General features: G+C 69.5%; 24 protein-coding genes. 12 read left to right on the top strand and 12 right to left on the bottom strand.

Features of this window, described 5'->3' with window-relative positions:
• Positions 1 to 59 precede the first annotated feature (59 nt).
• From ABEA67_RS04370 to ABEA67_RS04360, 3 genes are read left to right on the top strand one after another with little or no spacing between them, the layout of a single operon-like run.
• A complete protein-coding gene (locus ABEA67_RS04370) occupies positions 60 to 908 on the top strand; it encodes a tetratricopeptide repeat protein (RefSeq protein WP_345461417.1) in 849 nt (282 codons plus the stop codon).
• Positions 905 to 2,392 carry an NAD(P)H-hydrate dehydratase gene (locus tag ABEA67_RS04365; protein WP_345461415.1) on the top strand — a complete coding sequence of 496 codons (1,488 nt, stop codon included), beginning with the start codon at positions 905 to 907 and terminating at the stop codon, positions 2,390 to 2,392. Before ABEA67_RS04370 ends, ABEA67_RS04365 begins: the two co-directional genes overlap by 4 nt.
• 9 nt (positions 2,393 to 2,401) lie before the next feature.
• The gene (locus tag ABEA67_RS04360; protein ID WP_345461413.1) at positions 2,402 to 3,118 is read left to right on the top strand and encodes a DUF4388 domain-containing protein; all 717 of its coding nucleotides are present in this window, start codon (positions 2,402 to 2,404) and stop codon (positions 3,116 to 3,118) included.
• Between the two features lie 147 nt (positions 3,119 to 3,265).
• On the opposite strand, the gene ABEA67_RS04355 is transcribed toward ABEA67_RS04360, so the two are convergent.
• The 8 genes from ABEA67_RS04355 to ABEA67_RS04320 all read right to left on the bottom strand — a co-directional run bounded on the left by ABEA67_RS04355 (position 3,266) and on the right by ABEA67_RS04320 (position 10,019).
• Positions 3,266 to 5,377, bottom strand: a complete 2,112-nt coding sequence (locus ABEA67_RS04355) for a DHA2 family efflux MFS transporter permease subunit (RefSeq protein ID WP_345461410.1) — start codon at positions 5,375 to 5,377, stop codon at positions 3,266 to 3,268.
• Positions 5,374 to 5,868 (bottom strand): MarR family winged helix-turn-helix transcriptional regulator, encoded by a 495-nt coding sequence (locus tag ABEA67_RS04350; protein WP_345461407.1) that lies wholly within the window; start codon positions 5,866 to 5,868, stop codon positions 5,374 to 5,376. The genes ABEA67_RS04355 and ABEA67_RS04350 overlap by 4 nt, the downstream gene beginning before the upstream one ends.
• Before the next feature lie 219 nt (positions 5,869 to 6,087).
• The gene (locus ABEA67_RS04345) at positions 6,088 to 6,657 is read right to left on the bottom strand and encodes a hypothetical protein (protein ID WP_345461404.1); all 570 of its coding nucleotides are present in this window, start codon (positions 6,655 to 6,657) and stop codon (positions 6,088 to 6,090) included.
• 16 nt (positions 6,658 to 6,673) lie between these two features.
• On the bottom strand, positions 6,674 to 7,540 hold the full coding sequence (gene lysX, locus ABEA67_RS04340) for a lysine biosynthesis protein LysX (protein ID WP_345461401.1): 867 nt from the start codon (positions 7,538 to 7,540) through the stop codon (positions 6,674 to 6,676).
• A gap of 79 nt (positions 7,541 to 7,619) precedes the next feature.
• Positions 7,620 to 7,793, bottom strand: a complete 174-nt coding sequence (lysW, locus tag ABEA67_RS04335) for a lysine biosynthesis protein LysW (RefSeq protein ID WP_345461398.1) — start codon at positions 7,791 to 7,793, stop codon at positions 7,620 to 7,622.
• 43 nt (positions 7,794 to 7,836) lie between these two features.
• Complete coding sequence (locus ABEA67_RS04330; protein WP_345461395.1) at positions 7,837 to 8,193, bottom strand: hypothetical protein; 357 nt, start codon at positions 8,191 to 8,193, stop codon at positions 7,837 to 7,839.
• A 9-nt stretch (positions 8,194 to 8,202) separates the two neighbouring features.
• Positions 8,203 to 8,724, bottom strand: coding sequence for a LeuD/DmdB family oxidoreductase small subunit (locus ABEA67_RS04325; protein WP_345461392.1), 522 nt, complete (start codon positions 8,722 to 8,724; stop codon positions 8,203 to 8,205).
• A complete protein-coding gene (locus tag ABEA67_RS04320) occupies positions 8,724 to 10,019 on the bottom strand; it encodes a homoaconitate hydratase family protein (protein ID WP_345461389.1) in 1,296 nt (431 codons plus the stop codon). Before ABEA67_RS04320 ends, ABEA67_RS04325 begins: the two co-directional genes overlap by 1 nt.
• A 233-nt stretch (positions 10,020 to 10,252) precedes the next feature.
• On the opposite strand from ABEA67_RS04320, the gene ABEA67_RS04315 reads away from it, so the two are divergent.
• From ABEA67_RS04315 to ABEA67_RS04305, 3 genes are all read left to right on the top strand, one after another.
• Positions 10,253 to 11,662 (top strand): esterase/lipase family protein, encoded by a 1,410-nt coding sequence (locus ABEA67_RS04315; RefSeq protein ID WP_345461386.1) that lies wholly within the window; start codon positions 10,253 to 10,255, stop codon positions 11,660 to 11,662.
• Between the two features lie 200 nt (positions 11,663 to 11,862).
• Positions 11,863 to 12,351, top strand: coding sequence for a cation:proton antiporter regulatory subunit (locus ABEA67_RS04310; RefSeq protein WP_345461383.1), 489 nt, complete (start codon positions 11,863 to 11,865; stop codon positions 12,349 to 12,351).
• A gap of 202 nt (positions 12,352 to 12,553) precedes the next feature.
• A complete protein-coding gene (locus ABEA67_RS04305; protein ID WP_345461380.1) occupies positions 12,554 to 13,717 on the top strand; it encodes a cation:proton antiporter in 1,164 nt (387 codons plus the stop codon).
• Between the two features lie 62 nt (positions 13,718 to 13,779).
• Here the strand turns inward: ABEA67_RS04305 and ABEA67_RS04300 are convergent, their stop codons facing one another.
• From ABEA67_RS04300 to ABEA67_RS04290, 3 genes are all read right to left on the bottom strand, one after another.
• Complete coding sequence (locus ABEA67_RS04300; protein ID WP_345461377.1) at positions 13,780 to 15,312, bottom strand: B12-binding domain-containing radical SAM protein; 1,533 nt, start codon at positions 15,310 to 15,312, stop codon at positions 13,780 to 13,782.
• Positions 15,313 to 15,415: 103 nt separating this feature from the next.
• Positions 15,416 to 16,171, bottom strand: a complete 756-nt coding sequence (locus ABEA67_RS04295; RefSeq protein WP_345461375.1) for a methyltransferase domain-containing protein — start codon at positions 16,169 to 16,171, stop codon at positions 15,416 to 15,418.
• A complete protein-coding gene (locus tag ABEA67_RS04290) occupies positions 16,168 to 16,395 on the bottom strand; it encodes a hypothetical protein (protein ID WP_345461373.1) in 228 nt (75 codons plus the stop codon). The genes ABEA67_RS04295 and ABEA67_RS04290 overlap by 4 nt, the downstream gene beginning before the upstream one ends.
• Positions 16,396 to 16,451: 56 nt before the next feature.
• Here ABEA67_RS04290 and ABEA67_RS04285 point away from each other — a divergent pair, with 56 nt between their 5' ends.
• Genes ABEA67_RS04285 through nadA form a run of 3 tightly spaced genes read left to right on the top strand, consistent with a single transcriptional unit; the run spans position 16,452 to position 19,861 of the window.
• Positions 16,452 to 17,990 (top strand): L-aspartate oxidase, encoded by a 1,539-nt coding sequence (locus ABEA67_RS04285; protein WP_345461371.1) that lies wholly within the window; start codon positions 16,452 to 16,454, stop codon positions 17,988 to 17,990.
• A 37-nt stretch (positions 17,991 to 18,027) separates the two neighbouring features.
• Positions 18,028 to 18,864 (top strand): carboxylating nicotinate-nucleotide diphosphorylase, encoded by an 837-nt coding sequence (nadC, locus tag ABEA67_RS04280; protein WP_345461369.1) that lies wholly within the window; start codon positions 18,028 to 18,030, stop codon positions 18,862 to 18,864.
• A gap of 1 nt (position 18,865) precedes the next feature.
• On the top strand, positions 18,866 to 19,861 hold the full coding sequence (gene nadA, locus ABEA67_RS04275; protein ID WP_345461367.1) for a quinolinate synthase NadA: 996 nt from the start codon (positions 18,866 to 18,868) through the stop codon (positions 19,859 to 19,861).
• A gap of 206 nt (positions 19,862 to 20,067) precedes the next feature.
• Here nadA and icd read toward each other — a convergent pair whose 3' ends face one another.
• The gene (gene icd / locus ABEA67_RS04270) at positions 20,068 to 21,330 is read right to left on the bottom strand and encodes an NADP-dependent isocitrate dehydrogenase (protein WP_345461364.1); all 1,263 of its coding nucleotides are present in this window, start codon (positions 21,328 to 21,330) and stop codon (positions 20,068 to 20,070) included.
• Positions 21,331 to 21,554: 224 nt separating this feature from the next.
• On the opposite strand from icd, the gene ABEA67_RS04265 reads away from it, so the two are divergent.
• The 3 genes from ABEA67_RS04265 to ABEA67_RS04255 all read left to right on the top strand — a co-directional run bounded on the left by ABEA67_RS04265 (position 21,555) and on the right by ABEA67_RS04255 (position 23,739).
• Entirely contained in the window at positions 21,555 to 21,800 is a 246-nt protein-coding gene (locus ABEA67_RS04265; protein WP_345461361.1) for a hypothetical protein, read from the top strand.
• Between the two features lie 90 nt (positions 21,801 to 21,890).
• Complete coding sequence (locus tag ABEA67_RS04260; protein WP_345461358.1) at positions 21,891 to 22,823, top strand: carbohydrate ABC transporter permease; 933 nt, start codon at positions 21,891 to 21,893, stop codon at positions 22,821 to 22,823.
• Positions 22,816 to 23,739, top strand: coding sequence for a carbohydrate ABC transporter permease (locus tag ABEA67_RS04255; RefSeq protein ID WP_345461355.1), 924 nt, complete (start codon positions 22,816 to 22,818; stop codon positions 23,737 to 23,739). The genes ABEA67_RS04260 and ABEA67_RS04255 overlap by 8 nt, the downstream gene beginning before the upstream one ends.
• The last annotated feature ends 19 nt before the right edge of the window (positions 23,740 to 23,758 follow it).

The following is a 23,758-nucleotide window of genomic DNA, read 5'->3' as shown; positions in this document are numbered from 1 at the left end:
CCGGGCTGCCGCGCCCTGAGGGCGGGAAGGGGCGCTGGGCGCGTCAGTATACTCCCCGCATGACCGACCCTGGCCTCTCCCCCAGCACGCCCCCCGAATCCGCGCCGGACTGGGGCAGCTTTGCCCGCGCGGGCGAGTGGCGGCGGGCACTGGCGGCGGCCCGCCTCACCCCCACCCCAGCGGCGCTGCGCGGGGCGCTGGAGGGCATCGTGAACGTGCAGGAGGCGGTGCGCGCCCGCAGCCTCGGGCAGGCGCGCCGCGCCCTAGCCGGGCTGCAAGACGACCTGGAGGCCGCCGCGGGCGAGGGCCTGACGGGCGAGGTCGCGCTGCTGCGCTCGCTGGTGAGGCCCGGCGCGCTGGGAGAGGCGCTGACGGCGCTGGAGGCGACCCGGCGCGCACCGGGCGGTGAGACGGAACCGGAGGCGCTGACCGCCCGGCTGGTCCCGGCCCTGGAGCACCCGCTCACGCGGGCAGAGGCGCTGAACGCGGTGGGCGTGCTGCACGCACTGCGCGAGGAACCGGAGGCAGCGCGCGCGGCCTTCGGGGAGGCGCTGAACACCGACCCCGCCCACTACCGCGCGATGACCAACCTGGGCAACCTGGAACTGGAAGCGGGGCAGCCCGCCCAGGCGGAGGCCCGCTACCGCGAGGTGCTGCGGCTGAACCCCGACTACGACGGCGCGCACCACAACCTGGGGGTGGCGCTGCGGCGACAGGGCAAGCTGCACGAGTCGGTCAGCGCGATTCGCCGGGGCCAGCGCCTGGGCATGAAGCGCTCGCGGGAGGAATCGCGCGAGGACCTGCGCGAGCAGTTCGGCCACCGCGCGCCGCCGCCCGCCCTGCGCTGGGTGCTGATCGCCGTGGGCGTGCTGGTGCTGTTCCTGCTGCTGCGGGGTGGGCTGGGATGATTGAATGGGTCTACTTGCCGGGGGGGGTGCGGGCGCTGGATGCCCGCCTGGCCGCCGCGGGCCTGCTCGACCCCGCGATGGAGGAGGCGGGGCGGGCCACCGCGCAGGTCGTCCACACCCGGTTTCCGGGGAGCCGGGTGCTGCTGCTGGCCGGGGGCGGGGCCAACGGCGGGGACGCACTCGTCGCCGCGCGGCATCTGGCGGCGCTGGGCCACCCGGTCCGGGTGCTGGCCGCGCCCGCCCGGCACCCGCTGGCCCGCCTGAACCGGCGACGGCTGGCAGCCTTCGGCCTCAGGCCCGAACCGCTGACCCCTCAGGCCGTGACCCGCCGCGCCCGCGAGACCGACGTGCTGGTGGACGGCCTGCTGGGCACGGGCTTCACGCCGCCGCTGCGCCCGCCCCTGGGGGAGGTGGTGGCGGCGGTGAACGCGGCCCCCGGGGAGGGCGTGCAGGTGGTTGCCATTGACCTGCCCAGCGGGCTGGACGCCACGCGGGCGGACGCACCGGACGAGAGCGTCCGGGCCGACCTGACGGTCACGCTGACCGGCCTCAAGACCGCGCTGCTGTTCGGCCCCGCCGCGCACCGGGCCGGGGAGGTCCTGCTGGCCCCGCTGCGGGTGCCCCCGCCCTGGCTGGCGGAACACGCGCTGGCCGCCCGGCACAACGACGCGGAGGTGGGGGCGCGGCTGCCGGTGCGTTTTGCTGACGCCCACAAGGGCACCGCGGGGCGCGTGTGGGTGGTCGGCGGGCATCCCGGCACGGTCGGCGCGGCAGCGCTGGCGGGGCTGGGGGCGCTGCGGGCGGGGGCGGGGCTGGTCACGGTGCATTCGGAGGCCGAGGTGCCGCTCGTCACGCCGGAACTGATGGTGCGGCGGCACGCGGACCTGGGCGCGGCGCTGGAGGAGGCCCGCCAGGCCGGCCCGCCCGATGCCGTCTGCCTGGGCATGGGGCTGGGGCCACGGGCTGAGGCCCTGGCGCGGCAGGTGCTGGCCTGGAATGTCCCCACCGTGCTGGATGCCGACGCCCTGCAACCGGGCCTGGCGGGGGCCGGACATGCGGCCTGCGTCTGGACGCCGCATCCCGGCGAGGCGGCGCGGCTGCTGGGTGTGGGGACGGCGGACGTGACCCGTGACCCCCTCGCCGCCGTCCGCACGCTGCAAGAGCACTTCGGGGGCGCAGTGGTGCTCAAGGGCGGCCCCAGCGTGGTCGCGCACGCGGGGGGTCTGAGTGTCAGCCGGGGCGGGCATCCCGGCATGGCGAGCGCGGGCATGGGCGATACCCTCTCCGGGGTGGTGGCCGCGCTGCTGGGGCAGGGGCTGACGGCCGCCGATGCCGCCGTGGCGGGCGTGCGGCTCCACGCGCGGGCGGGGGAACGGGCGGGCGAGCGGTACGGCTACGGCCTGATCGCCACCGACGTGAGTGGGGAGCTGGGGGCAGCCTGGCTGGACTTGCGGAGCGCAGCAGGTGAGGGAATGGTAATCTGACCCTCACACATGCAGGGACTCCTTTCCGACCTGCCCCTGATGGGGATCCTGGAACTGGTCAACACGACCCGTCAGACCGGCGTACTCGACGTGAAGGCGGACGTGCCGTACACGGTCGCCTTTGTGGGCGGCGAGATAGTCGGCGGCGGCATTCTCGACTGGCTGGGCGTGGACGCCATCCAGGCCAGCCCGATGCTGCCGCGCGAGGGCAGTTTCGAGTTCCGGCCCAGCACGGTGACCGGCTCGCCCCTGGCCCCCTACGGCCACTTCACGACCGACTGGGCGCGCGCCTCGGACGAGTGGGAACAGCTGTGCGCCCTGATCGGCAGTCCCAGCCGCGTCTTCCGGGGCCAGGTGCCGCTGTTCGACAGCGAGGAGGGCCGCAGCGTGCGTGCCGCCGCCCGCCAGGCCGAGCTGCCGCTGTTCGAGGTCGCGCAGGTGCTGGCGAATGCCGTGCGGCAGGGCCAGGTCGAGCCGACCGGGCGCTACGCCTGGCACACCCTGCGCCTGCGCTCCGGCACCACCCGCAGCACGCCTTCCCCGGTCGCCGCCGCCCTGAACGGCGAGCGCAACCTGGGCGAGGTGATCGCCAGCGGCCTGGACGAGTGGACCGTGCGCGACTACCTGCTGAGCGAGATTCGCGCCGGGCTGCGTTTTCCCGGGAGCGGCTGGGTGCTGCGCGACCTGATCTGGGAACAGAAGCACCTGCGCCGGAACGAGGCCTGACGCGGCCCGGCAGGGACGTGGGGCGAAGCTCCGGCCCCTGCCCGCGGAAGGCGACAGCGCGCCGTGAGAGGCTGAAAAGTGGCAAAACAGGGGGGCGGACGTGCAATTCAGCCACGTCCGCCCCCTCCCGCTTCCGTTACCTCCCCACTACACCTCCACGTGCGCTGGGGCCAGCCGCTCTCCCTCCTGCCGGGTGGGCATCCGGAGATTCGGCATCATCAGCGTGGCGAGAAAGGCCAGCGCCGCCACCAGGATGGAATACCGGTAGATGCTGGCGATGGTGTCGGCAAAGGCCACCCGGGTCGCGCGGGCGCTGGACAGGGCAATCTGCTCGCCGTCGTTCACGCCCTGAAGCGCCGCGCTCAGCGCCTGCTGCTGGGCCTGCTGCGCAGCGGCGGGGGCGGCGGCGTCCAGCCCCTGCTTGATACCCGCGAGAATCCCGGCACGGGCCTGCGGGTTCTGGAGGGCCTGCGGGGGAATCTGCGCCAGGCGGGCACGCAGCTCGGCAGGCAGTTGCGGATTGGCGGCAACGGCAGCCAGGCGGGCGGGGTCGCCGCTGTTCACGGCCCCGGCGATAGCGCTGTAGGTCTGGTTGAACCCGGCCCTTACGCCCGCCGCCACTCCCCCGGCGGGCAGGTTCGTGAGCTGCCGTTTGGCCTCTGCGGGCAGAGTGGGGTCCTTCTGGATGGCCGCGATGGCCGTGCGGTCGCCCGTCTCGATGGCCTGCGTGACATTGCGGCGCAGGGTGGCAAAGGTCGCGCGGATCTGCGCGGGCGTCTGGGGCGTGGCGTTGCGGTCCTGGGACGCGCTGCTGCCCTCGTTGCTGCGGATACGGTCCCCGATACTCCGCAGGGTGGTGGCGACCGTGCCCTGCTGGGCGGCGGCCTGCGCGGCGAACTGCGTGGAGAGGTTGCTGGTCAGGCCCGCCGTCAGGACCGCGCCGAAAATCGCGGTGCCTATGGTGCTGCCCATCTGCTGAAAGAACTGTCCGGCACTGGTCGCCACGCCGATTTCCCAGGGTTTGACCGAGAGTTGCAGGGCGGTGGTGTACAGCGGCAGCGCCGGCCCCAGGCCCAGGCCCAGCAGCACCATGCGCAGCACCACGCCGCTGTAGGGCGTGTCGGCGTTCAGGGTGCTGAGGCTGAAAAAGCCCAGCCCGGCCAGGACCAGCCCGACCAGCATCAGCGGCTTGTAGCGCCCGATGCGGCTGGCAATCTGCCCCGCCCCAATCGAGCCGATGATCAGGCCCACGGTGAGGGGAATGGTGGCGGTCCCGGCCTTGGTGGCGCTGACGCCCTGCACCTGCACGAGGTACAGACTGAGAAAGAGGATGGCCCCCAGAAAGCCCGCGCCCACCAGAAAGCGGGCCACGGCCCCCCAGGCGAAGGTCGGATTGCGAAACAGGGTCAGCGGCAGGATGGGGCTGGAGTGGCGGCTCTCGGTGAACAGGAAGCCGACCAGCGCGGCGGCGCTGAGGCCGAACATCGAGAGCAGCGTGGGGCTGGTCCAGGCGTAGGTGTGATCCGCGCCCCAGGTCAGCGCGAGCAGCAGCGGCACGGTGAACAGCAGGATAAAAAAGGCCCCCAGCCAGTCCACCTTCGCCTGAAGGCCACTGGCGAGGCGGGGCATCCGCGTGGCGATAAAGGCCAGCGCGATCAGCCCCAGCGGCAGGTTCACGTAGAACACCCAGCGCCAGCTGATGTTGTCGGTCAGGAAGCCGCCCAGCAGTGGCCCGATCACGCTACTAAGGCCGAACACCGCCCCGAACAGGCCCTGATAGCGGGGGCGCTCGGCGGGTTCGAACAGGTCCGCGATGATCGCGAACGCCACCGAGCCGAGCGCGGCGGCCCCGACGCCCTGAAGGCCCCGGAACACCACGAGCTGCATCATGCCGCCGCCGAAGAGGTTGCCCAGGAAGGCCTCCCCCGACAGGCCGCACAGCGCGGAGCCGAGCAGAAAGACCGCGATGCCGAACATCAGCACCGGCTTGCGCCCGTACAGGTCCGAGAGCTTGCCGTAGATCGGCACCAGCGCCGTGTTGGTCAGCAGGTAGGCGGTCGTGACCCAGGTGTACAGGTTCAGGCCGTGGAGGTCGGCGGCGATGCGCGGCATGGCGGTGGCGACGATGGTCTGATCCAGCGCACTGAGAAAGAGGCCCAGCAGCACGCCGAACAGGATCACGCGCTTGGTGGCCATATCGAGCGTCTGCGCGTAGTCGATGCGCTGGGGTGGGGAGCCGGGTGGGGTCGGTGCGGTCATGGGTTCTCCTGGGAGGGGGCAGGGGCGAGTTCGGCCAGCAAGGCGCGAATGGAGGCGGTCGCCGCGTGTATCGTCCCCGGCCGCGCTCTGCTGAAGGCCGCGACATACGCGCCGATAAACTGGTCGTCCATGCGGGCCACCACCTTCAGGCCCTGAACACTGGGCACCACCAGCTTCTCGCGGCGGTTTTCCGGGTTCTCGCGGCGCTCGGCCAGGCCGCGGCGCACCAGCCGCTCGACCAGATGGCTGGCCGCGGCCACGCTCAGGCTGATGCGCTCGGCCAGCGCCGTCACGGTCAGGGGGGCCTGGGCGCGAAGCTGGTGCAGGGCCGTCATCTGCGTGAAGGTGAGGTCGTGGTCCTGAAGCTCGTCCTGCATGTTCACCAGCACGTGGCTGCTGATCAGGCGGTGCAGGCGCTTCATCTCCCGGCCGAGCTGCGCGGCGTCGTCGCGGGTGGCCGTTTCCGGCCGGTCGGGGGAAGGGTCCATCATGTTCTCAAGGTTGAAACAGTCTCGTCCATAAGAATGAATCATGACCTCCCCGCCCTACGGATACAAGCCCGCAAAGCACGTAGGCCAGAGGGCCTAGAGCATTTGTCAAAAAGAGACTGTCTTTTTGACCGAGCGAAGCGAGCGAAATAAGGAGAGCGTTTGGGAGAATGGAGCCGTTGGAGGCGCTTTTCCTCTAACGGCGTAATTCGGACAAATGCTCTAGCGCCTCTCCCCTCTTCCCGTCCGGTGTGCGAAACCCGTGAAGGCGATGCCCGGCAGCACTTCGCCCCGCGCGGCGTCGTCGAGGGCGAGCGCATAGGCCAGGGGACTGTGGCTGGCGCGGCAGGGCGTCACGCGGCAGGAGGCCAGGTCGCGCGCGGCGAGGGCCAGCACGCGGGGCAGCAGCTCGCCCAGGTTCTGCCGGACGAAGGCGGCGCGGTACTGCGCCAGCATGGGGGCCGCTTCGGGAGCGTCGTGGCGCTTGTGGGCAAAGGGCAGCGAGGCCAGAATCTCGTCCGCTTCCATGTCCAGGATGAAGGGCGGGCCGGGGTGGATCAGCCACCACGTCGGCCCGCCCTCCACGTCCCGGCCCTTCATGACGATGTAGCGGTTATTGATGGTCAGCGGCAGGAAGTATTTGCCGTTGGAGGTGGGGTTGAAATGAAAGCGCAGGTCGTCCCCCGCGAGTTCCAGGCCCGTGAGCAGCCCGGCCACCAGATCGAGGTAGGCGGCGGCCTCCACCTGACTGGAAAACCGCCGCAGATTCCGAATCAACCGGGGGTCGAACATGCCCCCAGTGTGTCACCTAGCCCAGCAGGCCGAGCGCGTATTGGCCCATCAGGCGGGGAATGTCCACGCCCGTGGTGCTCACCGAGTTCTTGAACTCCATCGTGTGGTTGATTTCGATCACCAGCAGGCCGCCCCAGTCGTTGTGGCGCTGCGGGTCCTCGACCAGATCGATGGCGACGATTTCACCGGCGACGGCGGCGGCGGCACGGGTCGCCAGGTCCGCGATTTCGGGCGTGACTGGGCAGTTGCTGGCCTTTGCGCCGCGCGCCGTGTTGGTGATCCAGTGTTCCGAGGTGCGGTAGATGGCCCCTATGCACTCGCCACCCACCACGAAGGCGCGGATGTCACGCTGCGGCTTGTGGATCAGCTCCTGCACGTAGAACACGCCGTGCTGCGGGCCGCCCAGCACCTCCTTGTGCTCGATGATCGCCTCGGCGGCGTCGCGGTCGTTGATGCGGCTGACCATCCGGCCCCACGAGCCGACGGTGGGTTTGAGCACGACCGGGTAGCCCAGCTCCTCGATCAGGGCGAGCGCCGCCTCGCCGTCGAAGGCGACCCCGGTGCGCGGCGTGGGCAGGCCCGCGCGGGCCAGGGCCGCGTTGGTCGCCAGCTTGTCGCCGCACAGCTCGATGACGTGCGAGGGGTTCACGACCTTCACGCCCAGGCCCTCCAGGGCGCGGGTGACGGCGTGCCCGCGCGTCTGGCTCACGCAGCGCTCCAGCGCCACCCGCCAGGGCACCTGCGCGCGGCCCTGCTCGTCGAAGGTGACGCGGAGCTGCGGGGTATACACCTTGTCGTAGGACACCCCGAGGCCGTCGAGCGCCTCGAACAGCATCTTCTCGTCGGGGCGAATGCGGTCGTAGAGGACGGCGAGTTCGGCCATAAGATCCTGGGAAGCGGTCAGCCATCAGCGGTCAGCTTTCAGCAACGGGGCTGAGAGCTGACCGCTGACGGCTGAGAGCTTACTCCCCCCAATCCTCCGCTTCCTGCGGGGCCGGCTCCAGGCGGGGGGGGGCCACCGAGACGACCTCGTATTCCACGCCGGTTTCGTCGTCGATGACGAGTTCACCGAGTTCGGGGTCGGTGAGTTCGATGATTGCGCCCGTTTCCGGGTTTTCAAATTGAACAATGGGCATAGCTAACTCCTTGCGAATGACAGGTTAAAGCATGAAATAGGTTTCAGGTGATGTTGTCTAGAGAATCTCCGGCCTCTTCCTCGAACTCCAGCTCGATCTGGGCGCGGCAGTGGGGGCAGGACACGACGCTGGCGATCGTGCCGTCCGCGTTCTCGATGGTGGGGGCGGCGGCCAGCATGTCGTCGGTCACGTCGAACTCCTCGCCGCAGTTGGGGCAGACGGTCAGGATGCCCAGCAGTTCCAGCTCGAAGTCCTCGCCGGGGCCGTTGCGGGTCACTTCCATCTCGGCGTTGCAGGAATCGCACACGATCACGTCGCCCACGGCCAGCTCGGCGCGGTCGGCGTCGGTGAGTTCCAGGACCTCCGCACACACGGGGCAGTCGATTTCCAGGGTTGCCATGCCCCCAGTTTACGGGTCGCCCTGCGCGGACTGTTCGCCCGGCTGCTCCCCCGGAAAGCGGCCGTACTTCTTGAAAAAGGCCAGGATGCTGCCTTCCCGCAGGGCCTCGCGCAGAAAGTCGGGCGGGGGCGGAAGCTGGAAAGTGTCCACCCCGCGTGTCAGCACACCCGTTTCCACGTCCAGGCTCACCTCGTCGCCGTCCTGAAGGACTTTGGTCAGGTCGGCCTCGAAGGCGGGAATGCCCAGGTTCAGCAGATTGCGGTAGTGGATGCGCGCGAACGAGGGCGCAATGATGCCGCCGACCCGCAGCTTCTTGAGGGCCTGCGGGGCATACTCGCGGCTGCTGCCCAGGCCCCAGTTGCGCCCACCCACCAGCACGTCGCCGGGCCGGACGGCCGCCGCGAACTCGGGCCGGATGTAATGAAAGGCGAAGGTCTGAAACACGTCCTCGCCCGCCATGAAGGGCGCGAACTTGCCGGGGAGGATGTCGTCGGTATTAACGGAGTCGCCAAATTTCCAGACGCGGGGCATCAGACGGCCCCCCGGACGGGTTCACGGCCCAGGTCCTCCGGCAGCGCGATCCGCCCCATCACCGCCGTCGCCGCCGCCACCGCGGGCGAGGCCAGGTACACCTGCGCGTCCTTGTCGCCCATCCGCCCGATGAAGTTGCGATTTGAGGTGGAAACGCAGACCTCGCCGGGGGCCAGCACGCCCTGGTGACGGCCCATGCAGGGGCCGCAGCCGGGGGTGCCCAGCGCCGCGCCCGCGCGCTGGAGGGTCAGCAGCGTGCCGTCCTCCAGCGCCTGCTCCATCACCTGGCTGGAAGCGGGAATGACCAGCAGGCGGGTGGAGGGGTCCACCCGGCGGCCCCGCAGCACCTTGGCGGCGGCGTGGAGGTCTTCCAGGCGGCCGTTGGTGCAGGTGCCGATAAAGACCTGATCGACCTTCAGGCCGCGCAGCTCGGCCACGTCGTGGACGTTGTCCACCTCGCTGGGGGCGCTCATGCGGGGACGCAGGTTGGAGAGGTCGAGGTCCACCTCGCGGACATATTCCGCGCCGGGGTCGGGGTACACCCAGTCGGGGATGTCGTAGCCGTAGTCCGTCAGGATTTCGCCGCCGGGCACGACCAGCCCGGCCTTGGCCCCGGCCTCCACGCACAGGTTCGCCAGCGTCATGCGCTCGCCGCGGGTGAAGCGGTCCCCGGCGTGGATCTCGATGCTCTGGTAGGTGGCCCCGTCGGCCCCCAGCACGCGAATCATTTCCAGGGCGGCGTCCTTGGCCGTCACGCCGGGCTGGAGGTCGCCGGTCAAGGTGACCTTGACGCTTTCGGGCACCCGCAGCCAGGTCTTGCCGCTGGCGGCGGCCAGGGCGATGTCGGTCGCGCCCATGCCGGTGCCGAAGGCCGCAACTGCGCCGTAGGTGGTGGAATGGCTGTCCGACCCCAGCACGAGCCAGCCGGGCTGCGCGAGGCGCTCTTCCATCAGCACCTGGTGGCAGATGCCCCTTCCGACGTCGAAGAGGCGCACGCCCGTCCGCGCCGCGTACTCGCGCGCCTCCTTCTGCGCCTGGGCGACGCTGACGGTGGAGGCGGGCGCGACGTGATCGACGACGATGGAAACGCGCTCGGGGAACTTCGGCGTTGCGGCCAGGTCTTCTTCCATCCGCCCGATAAAGCTCTGCGCGATGGAGTCCACGACCATCACCTGATCCACGTCCACGACGGCGAGTTCGCCGGCATACACGGTCCGGATGCCGCGCCGCGAGAGGATCTTTTCCGCCATCGTCTGCGGCCGGTCAGGGGGGTGGGGGGAGGAGGCAGCAGTCATGCGGGCATTCTGGCACCTGCACCGACAAGGAGCGTGAGATTGCCTGGATTTTTCGCTCTTCGGTTACCATATGTAAGGTAGAAGGGGAGTTCAAATTTGGACTGAGGGTCCAACAAGTCGTCGGGGGATCTGGCAAAATTCTGGACGCACCACAATTTTGCACCTCGTCCAGGGACCAGGCGGGAGCGCCACGCGCGAACAGCTCGGCGTTCTGGACGGGAGGGGGGTTCATCATGAAGGGTTCCGCGCCCCAGGTTGCCGCTTCACTCTCGCTCGCCCTGTTGTTGGCCTCGTGCGGCCAGACCTCCACTGCCAACCGTGCGGCGTCGGCCCCGCCCACCGCCGCCCCAGCGGGTACCTCTGCCGACACCTACGCGGCGCGTCAGGCCCTGCTGCCGACCCTGACCCCCGAGCCGGCAGAGCTGGGCGCGGTCACGGACCTGTCCACCGCCCTCCCCGGGGGCCGCAAACTGAGCGCGCAGGCCGTCGACAAGAGCGTGCCGATCATCCTGGTCCATGGCATGACCGGGTTCGGCCGCGACGAGATGGGCGGCCTCGTGAAGTACTGGGGCGGCTTCTTCGACGTGCAGGAGGACCTGAAGGCACTGGGCTATCAGGTCTACACGGCCAGCGTGGGTCCTTTCAGCAGCAATTGGGACCGCGCCGCCGAACTGTACGCGCAGATCAAGGGCGGCTGCGTGGACTATGGCGCGGCGCATAGCGCGGAGTTCGGGCACACCCGGAATGACCCCGCCAAGTGCTACCCCGGCTTCTACCCGCAGTGGGATGCGGGACACCCCGTCAACCTGATCGGGCACAGCATGGGCGGCCCCACCTCGCGCCTGCTGGTCAAGCTGCTTGACGACGGCAGCCCGGCCAACGCCGCGGAGGGCAACCTGTATACGGGCAGGCGCGCGGGCTGGGTCAGGAACGTGATGACCATCAGCTCGCCCAATGACGGCAGCCCGGCCGCCGACAACCTCCAGACGCTAATTCCCGAACTCCAGAAGCTGATCGTGACGGCGGGCGGCCTGCTGGGCGCGAACGCGACGGACTTCACTGTCTACGACTTCGACGCGGGGCAGTGGGGCCTGAAACGCCAGCCGGGCGAGAGCCTGAGCGCCTATGCCGACCGGGTCGCCCACTCCCGCATGATGACCAGCAAGGATTCCTGCGCCTGGGACCTGCGGCCCGACGGAGCGAAGGAGCAGAATGTCTTTATCGGGCGCAGCAAGGTGACGCGGTATTTCTCGTGGGCCACCAGCGCCAGCCACGCGGGCCTGCTGACCGGCTGGCACTACCCGGACGTGACCATGAGTGCGGAACTGCTCCCCACCGCCTACCCCTTCCCGCGCCCGCTGACGCCGGGGATGGGCAACGTCTTCGGCAAGAGTGCGTTCGGCGGCGTCACCTACGACAGCAGTTGGTGGGAGAACGACGGCATCGCCCCCTCCAACTACATGGACGCCCCCATCGGTCAGCCCAGCGAGGCCTACACCGGCCAGCCCACCCAGAACGGGCGCTGGTACCGCCTGGGCAAACTCTCGGGCTGGGATCATCTGGACATCACCGGAAACATTACCCTGCGCGGGGTGCGGGACTTCTACCGCAACCAGGCCGCCTTCCTCAGCATCCAGAACTGATACGGATTCCGTCTGTAACGCCCACAAACCGGGAAAGCGCCGGTTTGCCAACTCCACGCCCGGAACCCGTCTTTCTCCTACTCGCGCTGCTCGGATTGAATCACTGCGTCAACGATTCAATCGGAGTTTGTATGAAGTTCGTGCGTCCACAGCCTCCCTGCTGCCCGGTTTCCCCTGTCGGGCGGCTTTATGCTGTCGGCATGGTCAAGCTGGAAGAAACTCCCCTGCCCGGTGTGGGCGTGCGGCATGATTTCGATGGCCGCTTCGGCAAACGCGTGGGCGTGATCCGGCACCGTGACGGGCGGCGGGAGATTTTCGTCTCGCGCCGCGACGACCCCGATGCCTGCGCGCAGAACATCGTCCTGAGCGACGAGGAGGCCGAGGCGGTCGCGGACCTGCTGAGCGGCAGCACCATCACCCGGCACGTGGCGCGGCTCACGCAGGACATCGAGGGCCTGGCGATGGACTGGGTGAATGTGCCCGGCATCAGCCCCTACGCGGGGCGGCCCCTGGGCGACACCATGATGCGCACCCGCACCGGGGCCAGCATCGTGGCGGTCATGCGGGACGGTCAGGCCATCCCCGCGCCCGGCCCGGAGTTCCCGCTGCACGCGGGGGACACGGTGGTCGTGGTGGGCACGCCCGGCGGCGTGGTCAGCGCCGCGAAGCTGCTCAGCGGCGAGGGCTGACCCCCTGCTTTCCCCTCACCGTTCTGCACGCCGTTCCCGCCGCTCACCTGCCCTGTGATACGGATTCCGATTGAAGGGTGTTGAACACACCCGGAAATCCGACCAGAGGGAGAAGGAACAAGGGCGGATTTCGGGAGATGGATGAACAGGCGGTGCCCTCCCGACTGTTCAGGAATTGGACGGAATCCGTATGAGGTCCGACGTGCCCCTGGCTCAACTGTTTCTGGAACTGGGCGCGGTGATTCTCGCGCTGGCGCTGGTGGGCCGGGCAGCCGGACGCCTGGGCATCACGCCCATTCCGCTGTACCTGCTCGCCGGGATTGGCCTGGGGGCCTTTATGCACCTGGGGGACGCGCCCGAGGAGTTCATCCATATCGGGGCCGAGATTGGCGCGGTGCTGCTGCTCTTCACGCTGGGGCTGGAATACACCAGCCGCGAACTGCGCGACAACCTCCGGGCCAACCGGCAGGTGGGACTGCTGGACTTCGGGCTGAACTTCACGCCGGGGCTGCTGGCGGGCCTGCTGCTGGGCTTTGCGCCGCTGGCCGCCGTGCTGCTGGGCGGCGTGACCTACCTGAGTTCCAGCGGCATCGCCAGCAAGATTCTGGGCGACCTGGGCCGCCTGGGCAACCGCGAGACGCCGGTGATCCTGGCCGTCTGCGTGCTGGAGGACGTGGCGATGGCCGCCTACTTGCCGGTGGTCGCCGCGCTGCTGCTGGGCGGGACGCTCGCCGCCATCGGGGTCAACCTGCTGGTGGCGCTCGCCGCGTTTGCCGCCGCGTTCTTTCTGGCGCTGCGCTACGGGCACGTGCTGAGCCGCGTGGTCAACGTGCAGAGCAGCGAGGCACTGCTGCTGAGCGTGTTCGGGCTGGTCCTGGTCGTGGCGGGGGCCGCCGACCTGCTGAAGGTGTCCGCCGCGATCGGGGCCTTTCTGGTGGGCATCGCCCTCTCGGGCGAGGTCGCGGAACGCACCCGCCCCCTGATCGAGCCGCTGCGCGACCTCTTTGCCGCCGTGTTCTTCGTGTTCTTCGGGCTGCAACTGGACCTGGGGAGCGTGCCGGGCGTGCTGCTGCCCGCCGCGCTGCTGACGGTGGTGACCAGCGCCACCAAGTTCTTCACCGGCTGGTGGGGCGCGGCCCGTGCCGGGGTGCAGACCCGCGGACGCTACCGCGCGGGCACCACCCTGATCCCACGCGGCGAGTTCAGCATCCTGATCGCGGGGCTGGGCCTGGGCCTCGCACCCACGCTGGGGCCGCTGGCCGCCGTGTACGTGCTGCTCACCGCAATTCTGGGGCCGGTGCTGGCCCGCTTCGACGCGCAGCTCGCGCCACTCTTTGACCGCAGCTTGCGGGAGACGAGGGCGTAAGGGGCAGAAGGCAGATGGCCTAACGCTTGCCATCTGCCTTCTGCCTTGAGCCTTCTGCGTCCCTATACCGCCAGGCCCTGCGCGTGGGCGCTCACGTCCCGGGCCTCGTACTGCCCCGGCGGGAGGCCGATCGCGGGCGTGTTGGCCTCGAACTCGTCGCGCCAGCCGACCTCTTCCAGGGCCTTTTTCCAGGCCCCGATGCTCTCCTGGCGGTAAATCCGGTAGGCGGCCATGCCCACCTCGGGGCCGCCGCGGGCGATCACGCTCTCGACCCAGGCCCACTTGGCGGACACGTTGCGGAGTTCGGCGGTGGTGCGCAGTTCCTTCTGGATGCGCTTGAGACGCTTTTCGATGGTCTGCACGCCCGCGAAGGGGTCCGCGAAGTGCGGCGTGTGGCGCTTGGGCACGAAGGGGCTGATGCCCAGGGCCACGCGGTTGATCTTGGCGAGGTCCCTGGTAAAGGCGATCAGCTCGGTGATGTCGTCGTCGTTCTCCGGGCCGAGGCCGATCATCATGTAGACCTTGATGCCCGAAAAGCCCAGGTCGCGGCTGATCTGCGCGGTCTTGACGAGGTCTTCCGTGGTGATGCCCTTTTTCAGCCAGCGGCGCAGGCGCTCACTGGGCGCGTCGGAGGCGACCGTGAAGGTCCGCAGGCCGCCCGCCTTCAGAATCTCGGCCAGTTCGGCGTCCACGGTATCGGCGCGGATGGAGCTGACGCCCAGCTTGATGCCGCGGTCGGTCAGCGTGCGCCCCACATACTTGGTGTGCGGGAAGTCGGACAGGGCCGCGCCCACCAGGCCGACCTTTTCCACCCAGTCGGGAATCACGTCGAGCAGTTCCTGCGCCTGGTTGTTGCGGTTGGGGCCGTACATGGTGCGGGCCAGGCAGAAGGTGCAGGGGCGGGGGCAACCGCGCTGCGCCTCGACCAGGAACATGTTGCTGAGTTCGCTGTGCGGCGTGACGATCTGCGAGTACGCGGGCAGCAGTTCCTTGGGCGCGGTCGCCCAGGTCGGCTCGTGGACATGCCGCGCGGGCAGGAAGACGCCCGGCATCCCGTCGATCAGGTCGTAGAACTCCTCGCGGGTGCTGGCCTCCCGCAGGGCTTCCGACACCACCGGCACAATCTGCTCGCCGTCCCCGATGATGATCACGTCGGCAAAGGGCGTCAGCGGATAGGGGTTGGAGGACGTGAAGGGACCGCCGATCATCACGACCGGGTCGGTGTCGTCGCGCTCCTCGCGCAGCGGGCGCATCCCCGCCACGTCCAGCGTGCGGATGATGTTGGTGAGGTCCAGCTCAAACGAAACGCTCAGGGCGAACAGTTCGCAGTCGCCCGCCGCGCGGCCCGACTCGACGGTGGGGAGGGGCTGACCGGTGCGCTCGAAGGCCTCCACGTCGTCGGGCAGGAAGGCACGCTCGCAGGCGACGCCCTCTTCCTGGTTGAACATGCGGTAGATGACCTGATAGCCCAGAGAAGCCATCCCCACGGAGTAGCGGTTGGGAAACGCCAGCGTGACGCGGATGGGGGCCTGCTTAAATAAGGTGCCCGTCTCCGCGTCCAGCAGCGGTTTGATTTCGTTGCGCCAGTAACTCAAGAAGCCTCCAGACGCCGCCGGAGAAGCCCTAAACACTCAGGAGGACAGCGCGCGTCACAGCCGGCTATTGTAGCCTGTTTTGTTTTCCCAAATGAAGTGACGGTTACGCCAGGCGACCCAGGTAAGCGTGCGTGCGGTAGGCCAGCGTGACCGCGCCGCCCTGCTGAGAGGCGTCGAAGAGGGCATTCAGTTCCCGCACCATCGCCGGGTAGGCCGCATCGCTGGGCGAGGGCAGGTAGCTGACGCTGGCCGCGAGGGCGTGGAGGCGCTCGCGGGTGAGGGAGAGGGGATTCCCGAAGGTGACCTGCTCGAAGCCGCCGGGGAGGAGCTGCGGCAGTTCGGCGTCGGGCACGCGCGTCACCACCTCGGGCATGCCCTCGGCGAACTTCATGACCACCTCCCCATACGCCCGGTTGAAGGGGACAGCCTCGCCCCGCCAGTCGTTCCAGACCAGCAGCACGTGCCCGCCGGGGCGCAGGATGCGGCGGAACTCGCGGACGGTGGGTGCGGGCGCGAACCAGTGGGCGGCCTGCGCGGCGGTGACGAGGGACACGCTGGCGTCCGGCAGGTCGGTCGCCTCACTGGTGCCGTCGTGGACGGTCAGGCGGCCCGCGGCCACGGCCTCGGCCAAGCCGGCGGCCAGCTGAGCACGCATCTCGGGGTTCGGCTCGACGGCGTGAACCTGCGCCCCGTGCGCCAGCAGCAGGCGGGTAAAGAGGCCCGTGCCCGCGCCCACGTCGGCCACGCCACCGGGCAGCAGGCCCCGTTCCGCCAGCCATGCGCCGAGTGCATCCGGGTAGGAGGGCCGCGCCTGGGCGTACACGTCCGCGCGGCCCAGGAAGCGGTCGGGGGCGCTCACCGGCGCACCTCGCGGGCGGGCCGCCACGCACTCGCGATGAAGTAGGCCAGGCCGCCCAGCACGCCGGCCAGCAGCAGGAAGCGCAGCAGCCGCGCCAGCACCGCCGCCAGGCCGACCACGAAGGCCCCCAGGCCCACCAGCAGTTGCCCCGCCAGCCACACCAGGGCCAGTGCGGTCAGGGCCAGCAGCACCACGCCGGCGAGGGCGAACAGGACGCGCGTCATGGCAGGAGTGTACAGGGTGGGCCTCGCCCCGGCCTGCTTCCCTTACCCTGCGGGCCGTGAAAACGCTGGAAACGGAACTGCTGGTCATCGGCGGCGGTGTGGCGGGTGCGTATGCCGCCCTGACGGCCCGCAGTTACGGCGCGGACGTGGTGCTGGCCTGCAAGACACCCCTGATGGGCGGCTCGACCCGCTGGGCACAGGGCGGCATCGCCGCGCCGCTGGCCGACGGGGACGAGGCCGCGCACGCGCTGGACACGCGGCGGGCCGGGCGGGGCCTGTGCGAGCCGGAGACGGTGGAGGCCTTCGTGCGGGAGGCGCGGGCGCACGTGGAGACGCTGCGCGACCTGGGCGTGGCCTTTGCCCCGCACGGCACCCTGGAAGGCGGTCACAGCCGCCCCCGCATCCGCCATACCGGGGACGCCACCGGGCACGCCATCAGCCTCGCGCTGGGCCGCGCCCTGGGGGCCGGGGAGGGGCCGGGCCTGCGGGTGCTGCCGGGGGCCTTTGCCCGCAACCTGCGCCTCGCGGGGGGCCGGGTCGTGGGCGCGGACTTCCTGACCCCCGGGGGGCCGCTGCGGGTGCGGGCGGGGGGCGTGCTGCTCGCCACCGGGGGCTTCGGGCGGCTGTACCCGGTGGCGACCGCGCCGCGCGAGGGCACCGGGGACGGCCTGGCGCTGGCCTACCGGGCCGGGGCGGTGCTGCGGGACCTGGAGTTCGTGCAGTTTCACCCCACGGCGGTCGTGGCCGGGGGCGAGGCGCACCTGGTGACGGAGGCGGCGCGGGGCGAGGGCGGCGTGCTGCTGAACGCGCGCGGCGAACGCTTCATGGCCCGCTACGACCCGGCGCTGGAACTCGCCCCGCGCGACGTGGTGGCCCGCGCGATTGCCGCCGAGAGGGCCGCGACGGGCGGCGTGTTTCTGGACCTGCGGCACCTGGGCGCGGAATGGGTGGAGGCGCGCTTTCCCACCGTCACCGCCACGCTGCGCCCACTGGGGCTGGACCTGGGCCGCGACCCCATCCCGGTGCAGCCCGCCGTGCATTACACGATGGGCGGCGTGCAGACGGACGCGCGGGGCCGCACCACCCTGCCCGGCCTGTACGCGGCGGGCGAGGTGGCCTCCAGCGGCCTGCACGGGGCGAACCGCCTGGCGAGCAATAGCCTGTCCGAGGGGCTGGTGTTCGGGGCCAGGGCGGCGCGGGCGGCGCTGGCCGAGGGTGCCCTGCCCCTGGAGGAGGGTGAGGCAGTCGCGGCCCCCGGTGCGGACCCGGCGGGGTTGGCGACCCTGCGCCAACGCCTGGGCGCGGCGGCGGGCCTGCGGCGGGACGCGGCGGGGCTGGGGGCGGCGCTGGCGGGGTGGGGCCTCTCCCCTGCCCCCGGCGACAGCCGCGCGGCGCTGGAGGCGGCCAACCTTGCCCTGATTGGGGAGCTGGTGTTGCGGGCAGCCCTAGCGCGGGAGGAGTCGCGCGGGGGGCACTTCCGTTCGGACTTTCCGCGTGAGGGCACGCCGCTGCACATGGTGCAATGGCGGGACGGGCGGGGGGCGCGGCTGGAGCAGGTGCCGGTGGGTGCGGGCGTGCTAAGGTTCAGCGCGTGATTTCATTCACGACTGGCCGTGTTGACCGTAGGTCGCCGTGCTGAGCCTCGACGACCGCCTGCGCGCCGCCCTCGCCGAGGACATCGGGCGGGGGGACGCGACCACCCTGGCGACCATCCCGCCGGAACAGACCGCCCGCGCCGAGTTTCTGCTGAAGGAGCCGGGCGTCCCCAGCGGCCTCGCGGTGGCGGCGCGGGTGTTCGCGCTGCTGGACCCCGGCTTGCGGGTGACGTGGTCGGCCCGCGAGGGCGAGTGGCGGGAGCGCGGGGTGATTGGCAGCGTCACCGGGCCGGCCCGCCCCCTGCTGTCGGGTGAGCGGGTGGCCCTGAACCTGCTGCAACGGCTCTCCGGCATCGCCACCCTCACGCAGCGGCATGTGGACGCGCTGGGCGGAGGGCACACGCGGTTGCTGGACACGCGCAAGACCACCCCGCTGTGGCGCGACCTCGAAAAGGAGGCGGTGCGGCAGGGCGGCGGCACCAACCACCGCGCCGGGCTGGACGACGGCATCCTGATCAAGGACAACCACGTCGCGGCGGCGGGGGGTATCACGGCGGCCATCCAACGGGCACGGGGCCACAGCTACCTGCTGAAGGTGGAGTGCGAGGTGCCCGACGTGGCCGGGCTGGAAGAGGCCCTGCGCGCCGGGGCCGACCGCGTGCTGCTGGACAACATGAGCGACGACCTGCTGGCCGAGGCCGTGCGGGTGCGTGACCGCCTCGCGCCAGACGTGACGCTGGAGGCGAGCGGCAACATGACGCTGGAGCGTCTGCCCCATGTGGCGGCGAGCGGCGTGGACTTCGTGAGCGTGGGGGCGCTGACGCATTCGGCCCCAGCGCTGGACATCAGCCTCAACCTGACCCTGGAGAACTGAAATGACGAATATCCGCCCCGTCGTCCCCCCCGCGCAGATTCCGCACCGCGACCTGCTGCAACTGGAAGTCCTGCCCGACGAGGCGCAGATTCGCGCCGACATCGAGCGCCTGCGCCGCGAGCAGAACGCCGTGATTCTGGCGCACAACTACCAGAGGCCCGAGGTGCAGCAGATAGCCGATTTCGTGGGCGACTCGCTGGGCCTCTCGCGGCAGGCGGCGCGGACCGACGCCGAAGTCATCGTGTTCGCCGGGGTGCATTTCATGGCCGAGACGGCGGCCATCCTGAACCCCGAGAAAGTCGTGCTGCTGCCCGACCTGCGCGCGGGCTGCTCGCTGGCCGACACGCTGACGGCCCAGGGCATCCGCGACTGGAAGGCCCGCCACCCCGGCGGTCTGGTCGTCACCTACGTGAACACCACCGCCGACGTGAAGGCCGAGTCCGACTACTGCTGCACCAGCGGGAACGCCGTGCAGATTGTGCGGAGCCTGCCGGACGGTGTGCCGGTGCTGTTCGCCCCCGACCGCTTCCTGGCCGCACACGTCATCCGCGAGACGGGCCGGCAGATGGACGTGTGGGACGGGGCCTGCCATGTCCACGAGGCGATTCGCCCGGAGGATGTGCAGGGCCAGCAGGCCGCGCACCCGGACGCCGAGCTGCTGATTCACCCCGAGTGCGGCTGCTCCAGCCGGATTCTGTCGGCCTTTCCGGAGTTGCAGCTCTACTCCACCGAGGGCATGATTCACCGCGCGCAGGCGAGCGAGGCCCAGACCTTTATCGTGGTGACGGAGACGGGCATGGTCACGCGCCTGGAAAAGGACGTGCCGGGCAAAACCTTCGTGCCCGTCAGCCGCACCGCCTGCTGCGAGTACATGAAGATGATTACGCTGGAGAACATCCGGGGCAGCCTGGAAAACCTCCAGCCGCGCGTGACCGTCCCCGAGGAGATTCGCGTGCGGGCGTTGCGGCCCATCGAGCGGATGCTGGCGATAGGCTGAAGCCGACTCAAGCAAAAGCGGGGGCAGAGGCCACTATGGCTCTCTGCCCCCGCTTGTTGGCCCGGCGTGCTTATACGGATTCCGTCCAATTCCTGAACAGGCGGGAGGGCACCGCCTGTTCATCCATCTCCCGAAATCCGCCCTTGTTCCTTCTCCCTCTGGTCGGATTTCCGGGTGTCTTCAACACCCTTCAATCGGAATCCGTATTACATCTGCCGCATGTTCGCGATGATGCGGTCCGCGAACTCGCTGGTCTTGACCTCGGTCGCGCCTTCCATCCCGCGCGCGAAGTCGTAGGTGACGGTCTTCTGCGCGATGGTCTGCTCCAGCCCGCGGATGATCAGGTCGGCGGCCTCGACCCAGCCCATGTAGCGCAGCATCATCTCGCCAGAGAGGATGACCGAGCTGGGGTTGATGACGTCCTTGCCCGCGTACTTGGGCGCGGTGCCGTGGGTGGCCTCGAAGATGGCGTGGCCCGTCACGTAGTTGATGTTCGCACCGGGCGCGATGCCGATGCCGCCCACCTGCGCGGCCAGCGCGTCGGAGATGTAGTCGCCGTTGAGGTTCAGGGTGGCGATCACGTCGTACTCGGTGGGCCGCAGCAGGATTTGTTGCAGGAAGTTGTCGGCGATCACGTCCTTGATCACGATGCCGTTGGGAAGCTGGAGCCAGGGGCCGCCGTCGAGTTCCACGCCGCCGAACTCGCGCTTGGCGAGGTCGTAGCCCCAGTCGCGGAAGCCGCCCTCCGTGAACTTCATGATGTTGCCCTTGTGGACCAGGGTCACGCTCTTGCGGCCGTTGGCGATGGCGTACTCGATGGCGGCGCGCACCAGGCGCTCGGTGCCTTCCTGGCTCACCGGCTTGACGCCCAGCGAGGACGTCTCGGGGAAGCGGATCTTGTCCACGCCCAGCTCGTTGATCAGGAAGTCACGCAGCTTGACAGCGTCCGGCGTGCCCGCCTTGTACTCGATGCCCGCGTAGATGTCCTCGGTGTTCTCGCGGAAGATCACCATGTTCACGTCCTCGGGACGCTTGACCGGGCTGGGCACGCCGGGGAAGTACTGCACCGGGCGCACGCAGGCATACAGGTCGAGCATCTGGCGCAGCGCGACGTTGATCGAGCGGATGCCGCCGCCGACCGGCGTGGTGAGTGGCCCCTTGATGCCGAAGAGGTACTCGTTAAAGGCGTCGAGGGTCGCCTGGGGGAGCCACTCGCCCTCGCCGTAGACCTGGGTGGACTTCTCGCCCGCGTAGACTTCCATCCATTCGAGCTTCTTCTCGTCGCCGTAGGCCTGCTGCACGGCGGCGTCGAACACGCGCACCGAGGCGCGCCAGATGTCGGGGCCGGTGCCGTCGCCCTCCACGAAGGGAATGACGGGGCGGTTGGGCACCAGGAGCTTGCCCCCCTCCATGCGAATCTTCTCGCCCTGCGCGGGCACCTTGATATGAGGATCGGTGGCTTGAGTCATGACGGTCCAACTCTACCCCCACCCGGCCCGGCGGGGGCAGGGGTGTCCCTGTTACCGGGGAGGTGTACACACGGTCCAACATTCCGCGGCTGTCCCGCCTTTCCTTAAGGCTGAGTCAGGAAAAGGGTAATGAACCCCTCAAGCTTCCCTTCACCCGGGCGGGTGCGGGGCGCGCGATGCTGCGTCCACCCAAGCGGGAATCCAAAGCCAGGAGGTTCACACTGATGAGTGACGACAAAAGCACGCTGGAGAACATGGCCGACGCCGCCGGAGCCAAGCTGAAGGAAGGGGCCGACCGCGCCCGCGCCGCCGGGCACGACATCGCCAGCAACTTCGGGGGCACCGCCGACAACCTGAAGGACCGCACCGAGGCCGCCGAGGACCGCGCCAAGGCCGAGGTTCACAACGCCGAGGCCCACGCCGAGTACAACTCCGGCAAGCGCGAGGCGCAGGACGGCGACGGCCACTAACCTCCCAGCAGCGCCTGTTGGAACCGGCTTCCCCACGGGGTGGCCGGTTTTTCATGCCCCGGGCGGGTGCTTGTGCGTAGACTGCCGGGCATGACCACCACCCAGCGGCGTGAGTCGCGCCGGGCACAGCACGCGCGGGGCGGCAGGGGGGCGCGCGTGACGGTGCGCAACACCCTGATCGCCTACGCCTTCATGCTGCCCTTTCTCGCCCTGCTGGTGCTGTACCACACCTGGCCGGTGTTGTTCGGCACCTACCTGGCCTTTACGAAATACAACATCATCAGCCCGCCCGAGTGGGTGGGGCTGGAGAACTTCCGCACCCTCGCCGCCGACTCTCAGTTCTGGTCGGGTCTGAAAAACAGCCTCAAGTACATCCTGGTCGTGCCCGTGATTCAGATTCTCGCCATCGCGGTCGCCATGCTGGTGAACCGGCCGCTGCGGGGCATCGGCTTTTTCCGCACGGCCTACTACGTGCCGGTCGTGACCAGCTTCGCGGTGGTGGGCCTGATCTGGACTTGGATGTATCAGCAGGACGGCCCGGTGAACGCCGTGCTGGGGGCGCTGGGCCTGCACGGGGGCGGCAGCCTGCTGAACAACCCCCTCACGGCCCTCTACGCGGTGATGTTCGTGACGCTCTGGAAGGGCATCGGGTATTACATGGTGCTGTATCTGGCGGGCCTGCAAGCCATCGGCCGGGAGCTGGAGGAGGCCGCCGTGATCGACGGCGCGACCCGCTGGCAGGTGTTCCTGAACGTGACGCTGCCGGGCCTGCGCCCCACCATTCTGGTGTGCAGCCTGCTCTCGACCATCAGCGCGATCAAGGTCTTCGAGGAGATTTACGTGATGACGCAGGGCGGCCCCGCCGGAAGCACCTACACGGCGCTGTTCTACACCTACTCACGCGCCTTCGTGGACTTCCAGTACGGGCTGGCCGCCGCCGCCGGGCTGCTGATCGCCGTGATCAGCATCCTCTTCGGGCTGATCAACTTCAAACTGACGCGGGGGGGGAAGGCGGATGCTTAAAGGAGCGGTCAGCGATCAGCCGTCAGCGGTCAGCAAAACGGCCGCCGATCTCCGGGCCAGGAAACGGCGCAAGGACCGGGTGGCGAACCTCGCGGCCTACGTCGTGCTGGGCGTCATTGCCCTGATCATGCTCTATCCGTTCTACTGGACGCTGATCACCAGCCTGGAGCCGACCGGGAACATCTACGAGGCGAAGCTGCTGCCCAGCGGCGTCAGCCTGAAAAATTACGTGGAGGTGCTGACGGGCACCACCGTGCCGTTCTGGCGGCTGATTCTGAACAGCCTGATCATCTGCACGGCGGGCGTGACCCTCACCGTCACGTTGGCGGCGCTGGCCGCGTACCCGCTCGCCAAGATGCGCTTTCCGGGGCGCGACCTGATCTTCTACTCGATCCTGGTGTTGATGGTGCTGCCCAACGAGGCGGGTCTGATCGTCAACTACATCACCACCATCAAGCTGGGGCTGCTGCAACAGACCAATCCGGTGCTGGACGCCGTGCGGCAGTACGCGGCGGTCGTGCTGCCGGGCATCGCCAGCATCGTGGGGCTGTTTCTGCTGCGTCAGGCGTACCTGGGGGTGCCCATCGAGCTGATCGAGGCCGCCCGCATTGACGGCGCGAAGGAACTCACGATCTGGCGGCGCATCATGCTGCCGCTGGCGCTCCCGACCATCGTGGCCTTCGGCATTCTGGAGTTCGTGGCGTACTGGAACTCCTTCCTGTGGGCGCGCATCATGCTGCCCGACAAGAACCTGATGCCGCTCTCTGCGGGGTTGCTGGAACTGTCGGGCACCTTCAGCACCAACTCGCGTGCGGTGATGGCCGGGGCGGTGATCACGGTCCTGCCCATCCTGGTGATCTTCGCCTTCGGGCAGCGGTACTTCATGAAGGGCATCGAGGGGGCGGTGAAGGGGTGAGGCAGATGTGTGCGGAACT

Source organism: Deinococcus carri (assembly GCF_039545055.1).
GTDB lineage: Bacteria > Deinococcota > Deinococci > Deinococcales > Deinococcaceae > Deinococcus > Deinococcus carri.
This window is presented reverse-complemented; position numbering and strand designations above follow the sequence as displayed.

Bases quoted from the DNA above. Each gene is read 5' to 3' on its own strand.
- ABEA67_RS04310 (WP_345461383.1), top strand. From the start codon at position 11,863: ATGGTCAAGCTGGAAGAAACTCCCCTGCCCGGTGTGGGCGTGCGGCAT.
- ABEA67_RS04255 (WP_345461355.1), top strand. From the start codon at position 22,816: ATGCTTAAAGGAGCGGTCAGCGATCAGCCGTCAGCGGTCAGCAAAACG.
- ABEA67_RS04370 (WP_345461417.1), top strand. From the start codon at position 60: ATGACCGACCCTGGCCTCTCCCCCAGCACGCCCCCCGAATCCGCGCCG.
- ABEA67_RS04365 (WP_345461415.1), top strand. From the start codon at position 905: ATGATTGAATGGGTCTACTTGCCGGGGGGGGTGCGGGCGCTGGATGCC.
- lysX (WP_345461401.1), bottom strand. From the start codon at position 7,540: ATGGCCGAACTCGCCGTCCTCTACGACCGCATTCGCCCCGACGAGAAG.
- nadA (WP_345461367.1), top strand. From the start codon at position 18,866: ATGACGAATATCCGCCCCGTCGTCCCCCCCGCGCAGATTCCGCACCGC.
- ABEA67_RS04315 (WP_345461386.1), top strand. From the start codon at position 10,253: ATGAAGGGTTCCGCGCCCCAGGTTGCCGCTTCACTCTCGCTCGCCCTG.
- ABEA67_RS04350 (WP_345461407.1), bottom strand. From the start codon at position 5,868: ATGATGGACCCTTCCCCCGACCGGCCGGAAACGGCCACCCGCGACGAC.
- ABEA67_RS04355 (WP_345461410.1), bottom strand. From the start codon at position 5,377: ATGACCGCACCGACCCCACCCGGCTCCCCACCCCAGCGCATCGACTAC.
- ABEA67_RS04325 (WP_345461392.1), bottom strand. From the start codon at position 8,724: ATGCCCCGCGTCTGGAAATTTGGCGACTCCGTTAATACCGACGACATC.
- ABEA67_RS04360 (WP_345461413.1), top strand. From the start codon at position 2,402: ATGCAGGGACTCCTTTCCGACCTGCCCCTGATGGGGATCCTGGAACTG.
- lysW (WP_345461398.1), bottom strand. From the start codon at position 7,793: ATGCCCATTGTTCAATTTGAAAACCCGGAAACGGGCGCAATCATCGAA.
- ABEA67_RS04265 (WP_345461361.1), top strand. From the start codon at position 21,555: ATGAGTGACGACAAAAGCACGCTGGAGAACATGGCCGACGCCGCCGGA.
- ABEA67_RS04330 (WP_345461395.1), bottom strand. From the start codon at position 8,193: ATGGCAACCCTGGAAATCGACTGCCCCGTGTGTGCGGAGGTCCTGGAA.
- ABEA67_RS04290 (WP_345461373.1), bottom strand. From the start codon at position 16,395: ATGACGCGCGTCCTGTTCGCCCTCGCCGGCGTGGTGCTGCTGGCCCTG.
- icd (WP_345461364.1), bottom strand. From the start codon at position 21,330: ATGACTCAAGCCACCGATCCTCATATCAAGGTGCCCGCGCAGGGCGAG.
- ABEA67_RS04320 (WP_345461389.1), bottom strand. From the start codon at position 10,019: ATGACTGCTGCCTCCTCCCCCCACCCCCCTGACCGGCCGCAGACGATG.
- ABEA67_RS04260 (WP_345461358.1), top strand. From the start codon at position 21,891: ATGACCACCACCCAGCGGCGTGAGTCGCGCCGGGCACAGCACGCGCGG.
- ABEA67_RS04345 (WP_345461404.1), bottom strand. From the start codon at position 6,657: ATGTTCGACCCCCGGTTGATTCGGAATCTGCGGCGGTTTTCCAGTCAG.